Source organism: Rhodoplanes roseus, assembly GCF_003258865.1.
Lineage (GTDB): Bacteria > Pseudomonadota > Alphaproteobacteria > Rhizobiales > Xanthobacteraceae > Rhodoplanes > Rhodoplanes roseus.
The window spans coordinates 1077-9430 of the sequence record NZ_NPEX01000229.1; the positions used below are offsets into that span (position 1 = coordinate 1077).

General features: G+C 70.0%; 7 protein-coding genes. 3 read left to right on the plus strand and 4 right to left on the minus strand.

Annotated elements, in window-relative coordinates; all coding sequences use genetic code 11:
• Positions 1–82: 82 nt before the first annotated feature.
• From hisD to CH341_RS23760, 4 genes are all read right to left on the minus strand, one after another.
• Positions 83–1390, minus strand: a complete 1308-nt coding sequence (gene hisD, locus CH341_RS23745; RefSeq protein WP_111421464.1) for a histidinol dehydrogenase — start codon at positions 1388–1390, stop codon at positions 83–85.
• 236 nt (positions 1391–1626) lie between these two features.
• Positions 1627–2580: a cyclase family protein gene (locus tag CH341_RS23750; protein WP_245431220.1), complete on the minus strand. Its 954-nt coding sequence runs from the start codon at positions 2578–2580 to the stop codon at positions 1627–1629.
• Between the two features lie 400 nt (positions 2581–2980).
• Positions 2981–4045: an ROK family protein gene (locus CH341_RS23755; RefSeq protein WP_111421465.1), complete on the minus strand. Its 1065-nt coding sequence runs from the start codon at positions 4043–4045 to the stop codon at positions 2981–2983.
• 480 nt (positions 4046–4525) lie between these two features.
• The gene (locus tag CH341_RS23760) at positions 4526–5431 is read right to left on the minus strand and encodes a 2-hydroxyacid dehydrogenase (RefSeq protein ID WP_111421466.1); all 906 of its coding nucleotides are present in this window, start codon (positions 5429–5431) and stop codon (positions 4526–4528) included.
• 212 nt (positions 5432–5643) lie between these two features.
• Between CH341_RS23760 and CH341_RS23765 the strand changes: the two genes are divergently transcribed.
• The 3 genes from CH341_RS23765 (at position 5644) to CH341_RS23775 (ending at position 8299) form a co-directional block, all read left to right on the plus strand.
• The gene (locus tag CH341_RS23765) at positions 5644–6504 is read left to right on the plus strand and encodes a fumarylacetoacetate hydrolase family protein (protein WP_111421467.1); all 861 of its coding nucleotides are present in this window, start codon (positions 5644–5646) and stop codon (positions 6502–6504) included.
• Positions 6501–7385: a shikimate dehydrogenase gene (locus CH341_RS23770; protein ID WP_111421468.1), complete on the plus strand. Its 885-nt coding sequence runs from the start codon at positions 6501–6503 to the stop codon at positions 7383–7385. Before CH341_RS23765 ends, CH341_RS23770 begins: the two co-directional genes overlap by 4 nt.
• 329 nt (positions 7386–7714) lie before the next feature.
• Positions 7715–8299 (plus strand): single stranded DNA-binding domain-containing protein, encoded by a 585-nt coding sequence (locus CH341_RS23775; protein ID WP_111421469.1) that lies wholly within the window; start codon positions 7715–7717, stop codon positions 8297–8299.
• Positions 8300–8354: the final 55 nt, after the last annotated feature.

The window sequence follows — 8354 nt, forward strand, 5'->3', positions numbered from 1 at the left end:
CCCTGTCCCTCCCCCACAAGGGGGGAGGGACCGCAAGAGGCGCGTCCACCCGCAGCGTCGACGCTCGAGACCGGTGCGCTTTCTACTCCGCCGCCTCGCCGTAGGGGACGTTGCGGTGGCCGAAGCGGCGGACTCTCACGTTCGCCTGCTCGGCGTGCGCGACGAAGCCCTCCAGCATGCACAGGCGCGAGGCGTATTCGCCGACCAGGGCCGAGGCCTCGTCGCTCAGCACCTTCTGGTACGTGCAGGTCTTGATGAACTTGCCCACCCACAGGCCGCCGGTGTAGCGCGCCGCCTTCTTGGTCGGCAGCGTGTGGTTGGTGCCGATCACCTTGTCGCCATAGGCGACATTGGTGCGCTCGCCGAGGAACAGGGCGCCGTAGTTGCGCATGTTGTTCAGGAAATAATCCGGGTCGCGCGTCATCACCTGGACGTGCTCGGAGGCGACGCGGTCGGCCTCCTGGACCATCTCCTCGTAGGAGTCGCAGACGATCACCTCGCCGTAGTCGGCCCAGGCTTTTCCGGCGAGCTCGGCGGTGGGAAGGATGGTCAGCAGCCGCTCGACCTCGCTCATCGTGTCGCGTGCGAGCTTTTCCGAGTTGGTGATCAGCACGGCCGGCGAGTTGGGGCCGTGCTCGGCCTGGCCCAGAAGGTCGGTCGCGCAGATTTCGCCGTCCACCGTCTCGTCGGCGATGATCAGCGTCTCGGTCGGACCCGCCAGCAGGTCGATGCCGACGCGGCCGAAGAGCTGGCGCTTGGCCTCCGCCACATAGGCGTTGCCGGGGCCGACGATCATGTCCACGGGCGCGATCGTCTCGGTGCCGAGCGCCATCGCGGCGACCGCCTGCACGCCGCCCAGCACGTAGATCTCGTCGGCACCACCGAAATGCATCGCCGCGACAATGGCCGGATGCGGTCCGCCCTTGAACGGCGGCGCGCAGGCGATGATGCGCTTCACGCCGGCGACCTTGGCGGTCACGATCGACATGTGGGCCGAGGCGACCATCGGATAGCGGCCGCCCGGCACGTAGCAGCCGATGCTCTCCACCGGAATGTGGCGGTGGCCCAGGATCACGCCCGGCAGCGTCTCCACCTCGAGGTCGTGCATGGTGTCGCGCTGCTTCTGGGCGAAGTTGCGCACCTGCGCCTGGGCGAACCGCACGTCGTCGAGGTCGCGCTTCGGCACCTGGGAAATGGCGCGCTCGATCTCCTGCGGGCTCAGCCGGAAGCTCTCGGGCGACCATTTGTCGAATTGTTCCGACAGCTCGCGCACCGCGGCGTCGCGGCGCCCCTCGACCTTGCCGAGGATGTCCTCCACGGTCCGGCGGACCTGATCGTCCGCCGCCCTGATGGCGCTCGCGTCCATGCCGCGCTTGAGATGACGGGCCATGGTGTGACTCCTGTGGTTTCCGCGTTGGGGCACCGAATGTCTCCTCATGGTGAGGAGGCGCGTAGCGCCGTCTCGAACCATGAGGCCACCGTTACTCGGACACAGCCGACTTGCGCATCGTGAGACGACGAGATCGGGTAAGCCCGATCCGAGGGGCCGCCCCCGCCTTCGAGACGCGCCTTCGGCGCTCCTCAGGACGAGGGCGGATCGATGTCGGTCCGCTCGTCGGCGCCGCCCTACTTGATCGCCTGCGGATTGATCGGCGAGCCGGTGCCGCCGGTGATGATCAAGGGCGGGCCGCAGAACATGAACTCGTAGACGCCGTCCTCGGCGCAGTCGGCGGCCAGATCCTTCAGATAGAAGATCTCGCCCATGCACAGGCCCATGGCCGGGATCACCACCCAGTGCCACGGCTGGTTGGCCTCGTCGGTCTCGTTCGGCCGCACCTCGACGCCCCAGGTGTCGGAGCAGATCGCAGCGATCTGGTGCTCCTGGCACCAGTAGCAGTTCTCGAACAGCACGCCGGGCGCGTCCCCGCCGGCGTAGCCGCCCCATTGGCCCTCGGCGAGGCAGCGCTCCATCTGCCCGGTGCGGACGATGACGAAGTCGCCCTTGCGGATCTCGACGTTCTGGGCGCGGGCGCACTTGTTCAGCTCGTCGTTGGAGATGCCCTCGCCGTCCTTCAGCCAGTCGACGCCACGGAACCGCGCGATGTCGAGCAGCACGCCGCGGCCCACCATCTTGTTCTTCGAGTGCTCGATGCCCAGCACGGCGAGGCCGCGCGAATCGATCAGCTTGGCATTGTGCCCGTTGTAGGCCTTGTCCTCGTAGAAGACGTGGCCGAGCGCGTCCCAATGGGTCGCGCCCTGGACGCAGAGATTGAGCGTGTCGTCGGCGTAGCGGATCTTGTTCCAGTCCTGCTGGCCCGCCACGGCGTCCGTGCCGGTCGCCAGCATCTGGTGGATCGGGTTGAAGCGGCCGCCGAACAGGCCGTTCTGCGGGCCGTTGCGGTCGAGCGGAATGCCGAGCGCGAAGCTCTTGCCGCTGCGCACCAGCGACGCGGCGTGGACGATGTCCTCCGGCGTCACGTGATTGAGGGTGCCGATCTGATCGTCCTTGCCCCAGCGCCCCCAATTGCTCAGCTTCTGAGACGCCTCGGCGATCGCCTGCTTGCCGACTTTGATGTTCATCGTGCTCCGTCCTTGGTGTCCTCCCGACGGCGGTATCGACTCTGCTGTGATGTGACGCGCTGTGGTGACTTGGCCGCCGTCTCGCCCGTGCGGGCACTCCCCGGGAGGGGACCCGATATTGGCGCGGCCGCGGCCCGCCGTCTACGGAGCGATGGGGCGCTCTGACGATGGGCCGCAGCAGCCATGCGCCGGCTGGACGGTGCAGTGCAGCACGCCGGACGGCGTCGAGCGTGTGGAACGAGGTGGCGGCGACATTCTCGGTTCACCTCTCCCCGGCGGGGAGAGGTTCACCTCACGACGGACTCATCGGAGCCGGCTCCCCTCACCCCAGCCCTCTCCCCGATGGGACGAGGGAGCCGCGCCCTTCGCGCGGCACGGTCGGAGAACCACCGCGTCGCAGCTAGTCGCTCGTGCGGTTGGTGAACCGGGCGTTGCCCAGGCCGGTGCCGATGGTGAAGACGCCCCAGTGGTCGACGTCCTGCATGAACGGCGTCTGGCTCAGGCCCTGCACGACGGCGTCGTTGTGCATCAGGATGGCCGTCTCGTGATCGCCGATCCGGGGGATCGCCTTGTGCAGGGCGGCCGGCAGGTTGAAGCGGGAACTCTCCCAGTTGCCGGGCAGGTTCTGGGCGCCGCGGTCGATCGAGCCGTCCGGCTCGATCATGCCGGGACAGCCGATGCCGATGAAGGGCGCCAGCCGCAGGTCGTCCTTGGCGGCGCGGTTGATCAGCCGCTTGAGCATGTCGATCAGCCGGTCCACCGCCTCGTCGCGGCCGAGCTTCTCGTCGCCGTGCCGCCACAGCTCGAAGCGCTCGACCGAGGCCTTGGCGAGGTCGGGCGCCTTCTTGAGGTTCAGCCGGACGATGCCGACCCGGATGTTGGTGCCGCCGATGTCGACGGCCAGGATCGCGTCGTGCGCCTCGAACATCCAGGCCGGCACCAGATGCACGGCGCCGATCAGCCCGGCCTCGTCGGGATCGTGTCGGATCATGTCGAAGTCGACCTTGACCTTGTCGGCCTTGAGGATCACGCTGGCGCGCCCGATCGCCAGCTCGCCGGCCCGGCTGTTGCGGAAGCCGCCGCCGATGACGATGCGCTCGGTGTCGCGCCACGCCTTGAGCTTGAGGAAGCGCCGGGTGACCAGCGCCAGCTCCTGGGCGAAGTCCTCGATGGCGCTGTGCACCACGCCGGCGGCTTCGGCGTCTCCGGCGGTCAGGAGGTCGTCGAGCTTCTTCTTGCTCAGCTTGTCGCTCGCCTCGTCGCCGAACGGGTCGTCGCCGAGGTCGCGCAGCGGCTTTCGCCAGCGCTCGAGGATCGAGCGGAAGGCGCGCCGGCTGGCGCGGTCGCCGACGAAGCCCTCGTCGTCGGTCAGCTCCTCGTTGTAGCTGTCGAGGACGACCTTGGGGAGCTGGGCGGAGCCGTGCGGGGCGATGGAAGGCCGGGACGTGGTCGTGGTGTCGGGCATGTGCTCCCCGTGCGCGCCCTGCCGGCGGCCGGGGTCGTGCACGCGGCGGCGGAGCCTCCCGACAACCGGCATTGCGGCAAAAGGTTTCAGGAGGCGATGAGCGCGTGCCGTCCTCCGCTCGTCCCGGCGACGGGCAACGGCATGAGCAATCGTGCGCCACGCCTATCATACTGCTGCCGGGTGATCAGTTCGGCGTCATTCCGGGGCGCGGCGAAGCCGCGAACCCGGAATCCAGCGCCAATCCGGGAGCTCTCGGCTCATTCCGGGTTCGGCGCTGCGCGCCGCCCCGGAATGACCACCGATTTGATCAGCCGGATTTCGGACCAACCGTCATGCGCGGGTCGCGCCCGCGGACGACGGGTCGTGTGGGCGGCCGTCGTCCGCGCGGTCAGGTGGGATCTCCGACCGCGCCGCGTGCTCGGCGCGCTCCCCTCTCCCCGCCGGGCAGTGGTGAAGACCCATGCGGCAGCGATGCCGCGCTCACCCGGTGATCTTGCGCACGATGTCGATGGCGCGGCGGAGCAGGGTCTCGGAGGCCTCGGCGGTGCGGAAGGCGGCGTGCGCCGTCAGCGTCACGTTGTCGAGCGTCGCCAGCGGATGGTCGGCCTTCAGCGGCTCGGCGTGGAACACGTCGAGGCCGGCATGGCGCAGGCGGCGGCTCGTCAGCGCGTCGATCAAGGCCGCCTCGTCGACCAGCGCGCCGCGCGCCGTGTTGACCAGGATGGCGCCGGGCTTCATCAGCGCGAGCTTGCTCGCGTCGATGATGCCGCGGGTCTCGTCGTTCAGCACGAGATTGAGCGACACCACGTCGGAGGTCGCCAGCAGCTCGTCGAGGCCGACCTGGGGGATGCCGGACTCCGGCCGCGGCGTCCGGTTCCAGGCGATCACGTTCATGCCGATCCCGCGGGCGATGCGGGCGACCTCGCCGCCGATGCCGCCGAGCCCGACGATGCCGAGCGTTTTTCCCAGAAGCTGCATGCCTTCCAGCGGCGTCCAGGTGCCGGACCGGACGCGGCGGTCCATCAGGGCGACGTCGCGGGCGCAGGCGAACATCAGCGCCACCGTGTGCTCGGCCACGGCCGTGTCGCCGTAGCCCTTGATGGTGTGCACCGTGACGCCGATGTCCTTCAGGGCGGCGAGGTCCATGTAGCTGGCCGCGCCGGTGCCCAGGAAGACGATGTGCCGCAGATCCGTGCACGCCGCGACCTGCTCGGTCGGCATATAGGAGTGGTCGTCCAGCGCGATGGCGCAGCCGGCCAAGAGGGCGGGCAGGTCGGCCGGGCCGAACGGGGCCGTGTTGACGGCGATCGGCGGGTCGTCGGCGCGGTGGACGCGGTCGAAGACGGGCGCGAGCTGCTGGTTGCAGTCGATGAACAGGGCTTTCATGCGGTCCGGTCGGCGGCTGGGGTGGACGGAAAGACGCTCCGGTCATAGCGCGATCGCGCCGAATTTCGAAGGGGTTGCGGCCGGGGAGCCGGGTCGGCCCGGCGGCCCGGTCCGGTCCGGCAGGGGATATCCCCAAGCGGTCGGGAGCGGCCCGCCTTGCGCCGGAGCGGCGACCGGTGTTGTGTGCGATCGAAGATTCGGGGGGACGGGCCATGCGCCTGGCGAGCTACATCACCCACGGTCGGGCCGGTTTCGGCGCGGTCGTCGGGACCGGGGTGGTCGACATGCGGTTGCGCATGGGGCCGCGGTTCCCGACCCTGCTCGACGTGCTGCGCGAGGGGGCGCTCGACGAGCTGCGGGCCGGCGCCTCGGGCGTGCGGCCGGACTATCCGCTGAGCGAGGTGCGCTTCCTGCCGCCGGTGGTCGGGCCGGAGAAGATCATCTGCGTCGGGATTAACTATTCGGGGCGGCCGGGCGAGTACCAGGACCCGGCCGAGGACGCCAAATACCCCAATCTGTTCTTCCGGACGCCCGGATCGCTCACCGGCCACCTGCAGCCGCTGGTGCGGCCGCGCGAGTCCGAGCAGCTCGACTACGAGGGCGAGATCGCCGTGGTGATCGGCAAGAAGGGCCGCCGCATCCCGGCCGAGGAGGCGCTGTCCCACGTCGCCGGCTACACGCTGTGCAACGAGGGCACGGTGCGCGACTGGCTGCGGCACGGCTCGCGCAACATCACGCCGGGCAAGAACTTCGAGTCGTCCGGCAGCCTCGGCCCGTGGATCGTCACGGCCGACGAGATCGACCCGAAGGAGCCGATGCGGCTCACCACTAGGGTCAACGGCGAGCTGAGGCAGGACGCCACGACGGCGGCCATGATCTTCGGCTTCGCCGAGCTGATCGCCTATGCCAGCGTGTTCACCACCCTGGTGCCGGGCGACGTGATCGTCACCGGCACCCCGGTCGGGGCGGGGGCGCGGTTCGAGCCGCCGCGCTGGCTCGAGCCGGGCGACGTGGTCGAGGTCGCGGTGCCGGAGATCGGCGTGCTGCGCAACGAGGTCATCGACGAACCATGACGGATTCGACGTCCGGGATGCGGGCCGCCTGCGTGATCGGCTGGCCCGCCGCCCATTCGCGTTCGCCGCTCATCCATCGGCACTGGCTTTCGACCTACGGAATCGCCGGCGACTACCGGGTGGAAGCTGTCCCGCCCGAGCAGTTCGCCGGATTCGTGAAGGATCTGGCCCGTCGCGGCTATGTCGGCGCCAATGTCACGCTGCCCCACAAGGAGGCGGCGCTGGCGCTCGCGGTTCCGGACGAGCGCGCCAAGAAGATCGGCGCCGCCAACACGCTGTGGCTCGACGGCGCCAAGCTGCGCGCCACCAACACGGACGCCGAGGGCTTCATCGCCAATCTCGACGCCTCGGCGCCGAAATGGGACCGCGGCATCGAGACGGCCCTGGTGCTCGGCGCCGGCGGCTCGTCCCGCGCCGTCGTCTACGGCCTGATCGACCGCGGCGTGCCGCGCGTCTATGTGGCGAACCGCACGGTCGGGCGCTGCGAGGAGCTGGCCAGGCGCTTCGGTCCCGCCGTCCACCCGATCCGCTGGGAGGAGGCGCGCGGCCTGTTCGGCGCGACCCAGCTCCTGGTCAACACCACGACGCTCGGCATGGTCGGCCAGCCGGCGCTCGACATCGGCCTCGGCCGGCTGCCGGCCAATGCGGTCGTCGCCGACCTGGTCTATGCGCCGCTCGAGACGGCGCTGCTGGCCGCCGCGCGCGAGCGCGGTCTGCGCCGCGCCGACGGGCTCGGCATGCTGCTGCACCAGGCGGTGCGCGGCTTCGCCCTGTGGTTCGGCGTCACGCCCGAGGTGACGCCGGAGCTGCGCCGCCTGGTCGAGGCGGACCTCGTCGCCGCCGCCCTGCCGGCTCAGAAGGCCGCGGGCGGGGTGGGGTAATCCAAAGCCGAACATCGGGCGCTGATTCGGTCCTCTCCCCGCTGGAGAGCATTGCCCAATCCGTCATTCCGGGGGCGCGCCAAAGGCGCGAACCCGGACTCCAGCGTCGAACGCGGCATTCGCGGCTGGATTCCGGGTCCGGCGCGGAGCCTGTCGTCGAGCCGGCCGAAGGCCGGACCCGATGGCGCCGTCCCGGAATGACCGATCATGCAAAGCCCTCCGCCGGGGCGAGGTGACAGGCAGCAGCTCGCCCTCACGCGGGCTTGCGTTGCGGTGGCACGCCGGGTTCGCCATCCTGCCGGCCCCGCATCGCAGGAAACCAGCCCCCAATGGCATGCTTCGTCAAATCTCTCGTCGCGGTCGCGTTGTCTTTCGTGCTGGCCGGCGCCGCCATGGCGCAAGCGCCGCAGCAGGCCGCCCAGACCGCTCGCATCCGCGGCCAGATCACGGCGGTCGACGGCGACGCCGTGACGATCCGCACCCGCGAGGGCGGCAGCGTGTCGGTCGACCTCGCCCCGGATGCGCGTGTGATGGCGCTGGAGAAGGCCTCGCTGGCCGACGTCAAGGCGGGCCGCTACATCGGCGTCACCGCGATGCCGCAGCCCGACGGGCGCCAGCGCGCGCTCGCCATCCACATCTTCACCGAGCAACAGCGCGGTGTCGGCGAGGGCCATCGCCCGTGGGATCTCGCCCCCGGCAGCACCATGACCAACGCGGCGGTCGACACCGTGCTGGCCGAGGGCACGGCCGGCGAGATCTTGACCGTGAAGTACAAGGACGGCGAGAAGACCGTGGTGGTGCCGCCCGAGACGCCCGTGGTCGCCTACGCGCCCGGCCGCCGCGACGAGGTCAAGCCCGGTGCCGAGGTGATCGTCACCGCGAACCTTCAGCCGCCCGCCGCTGTCCGGTCGTGACTATCTCGAGCTGGTCCGCGGCTATTACTATCTCCCGGCCGAGACGCTGATCGAG

Excerpts from the sequence above, each read along its gene's own strand:
- CH341_RS23765 (WP_111421467.1), top strand. The coding sequence starts at position 5,644 with ATGCGCCTGGCGAGCTACATCACCCACGGTCGGGCCGGTTTCGGCGCG.
- CH341_RS23750 (WP_245431220.1), bottom strand. The coding sequence starts at position 2,580 with ATGAACATCAAAGTCGGCAAGCAGGCGATCGCCGAGGCGTCTCAGAAG.
- CH341_RS23760 (WP_111421466.1), bottom strand. The coding sequence starts at position 5,431 with ATGAAAGCCCTGTTCATCGACTGCAACCAGCAGCTCGCGCCCGTCTTC.
- CH341_RS23755 (WP_111421465.1), bottom strand. The coding sequence starts at position 4,045 with ATGCCCGACACCACGACCACGTCCCGGCCTTCCATCGCCCCGCACGGC.
- hisD (WP_111421464.1), bottom strand. The coding sequence starts at position 1,390 with ATGGCCCGTCATCTCAAGCGCGGCATGGACGCGAGCGCCATCAGGGCG.
- CH341_RS23775 (WP_111421469.1), top strand. The coding sequence starts at position 7,715 with ATGGCATGCTTCGTCAAATCTCTCGTCGCGGTCGCGTTGTCTTTCGTG.
- CH341_RS23770 (WP_111421468.1), top strand. The coding sequence starts at position 6,501 with ATGACGGATTCGACGTCCGGGATGCGGGCCGCCTGCGTGATCGGCTGG.